This is a genomic window from Vibrio sp. Vb0937 (genome assembly GCF_033338855.1).
This window is the reverse complement of record NZ_JAWOTK010000142.1, coordinates 1-1,599: the sequence shown is the minus strand read 5'-3', so window position 1 is coordinate 1,599 and position 1,599 is coordinate 1. Positions and strand designations below refer to the sequence as shown.

2 protein-coding genes are annotated in these 1,599 nt (G+C 50.3%); both read right to left on the bottom strand.

Translation table 11 applies throughout. The annotated features are described in order from the left end of the window. Positions 1 to 909 (bottom strand): gamma-glutamyltransferase family protein (locus R7P67_RS23870; RefSeq protein ID WP_318086199.1); only part of this gene is annotated, 909 nt, incomplete at its 3' end. Between the two features lie 110 nt (positions 910 to 1,019). Next, the coding region (locus R7P67_RS23865) for a LysE family translocator (RefSeq protein ID WP_318086198.1) at positions 1,020 to 1,599 on the bottom strand (580 nt) is incomplete at its 5' end.

The following is a 1,599-nucleotide window of genomic DNA, read 5'->3' as shown; positions in this document are numbered from 1 at the left end:
GCCTGAGCTTGGTGGCCCCATGCCGCAGATGTCGTAGCTTTGATAAGCCGCACAAACGGGCTCTCTCTGTTTGATGCGGTAAGTATCAAAATCTTGTTGTGCCAATACGCCCGGGTTACCCACTGCGGTTTGCACGGTTGCGATAATGTCTTTGGCAATATCACCTTGATAGAAGGCTTGAGCACCTTGCTTGGCGATGGCTTGCAAGGTTTGCGCGTATTCTGGATTCTTTAATCGTGTGCCTTCGGCTTTTGGTGAGCCATCGGCGTTAAAGAAATACGCTTTTGTGGTCGGAAAACGTGATAAACGCTCGGCGTCGTTGGCAATCAAACTGGCGAGACGAGGACTGACGGCAAAACCTTCCTCAGCCAAGTTGATCACTGGCTGAATGATCTTTTTCCATTCCAGCTTGCCGTATTTTTGGTGGGTATCCCACAACAGTTTGACGGTGCCCGGCGTCGCGACAGATCGTCCACCTACAACGGCATCATAAAATTGAAGCGGCTGGCCTTGGTCGTCCAAAAACAGTGTTGGGGTTGCGGCGAGGGGCGCAGTTTCTCGACCATCATAAGTGGTGAGCTTTTGTTGTTCGCCATCCCAATACACCAAAAATGCGCCGCCACCAATGCCGGAAGACTGTGGTTCGACTAAGCCAAGCATCAGTTGTACCGCCACCATAGCATCAATGGCATTGCCGCCTTGCTCCAGTATATCAGCACCTGCTTGGGTAGCAATTGGGTTCGCTGCTGTCACCATATAGTCTTTGGCTCTGACCAGTTGTTTGTGCTCAAGCCCAGTACTTTGCTCTGGGGCAATCGCATCGGTGGCTTGGTTTGCAAACGCGGTGTGGGTGATAGAGGCGCTAAGAAAAAGACCCGTAGACACGAGTCGGTTGAACGTCCAATGCATGATGACTCTCCATGTTGCCAGTTTGATTGTTCAGCTTGGCAGCCATGGAGAAGATCGTCGAGTCAGCTTTTTAATAAATGTCGGGTGTGCGACGCTTTTAAATCAGAGAGTTAACCGATTAATGTGCTGATGGTTTGCACCAAGATACTGCCGCCAACGAGGGTAAACACCACACCACAGATGCCATCGATGTAGATGCCTGCCTGTTGTAATCGACGTTGTAAACGTTGCGTTGAGAGCATCCACGCCAAGCTGGAAAACCAAACCAGAGACAAGCTGAACAGGATAACTAACGCGATGCTTTTGCCTGAGACCGACATTCCGGCTGGCACCAAGCTCGACATCAAGCTGATGAAGAAAACCAGTGCTTTGGGGTTGAGAATGTTGGTAGCAAAACCTTTGGCAAAAGCCTGACGCTTGTTGCTGATCACGAAGCTGTTTGTTTTATTTTGTTGATCCGTTTGCGGGTTTTTGATCGTAGCGATCACGCCGCGCAGGGCCCCAACACCGAGGTAAAGCAGGTAACTGCCACCTAGCAGTTGTAATACCGAATACAGCAAAGGATGTTGATGCACAAGGTAGCTCACACCAGTCAGACTGAATAATGAGTGCAGCAAAATACCAACGGATAAGCCAAGAGCGATGTATAAGCCCGTCTGGCGACCATGACGCGTGGCATTTTGCACCACT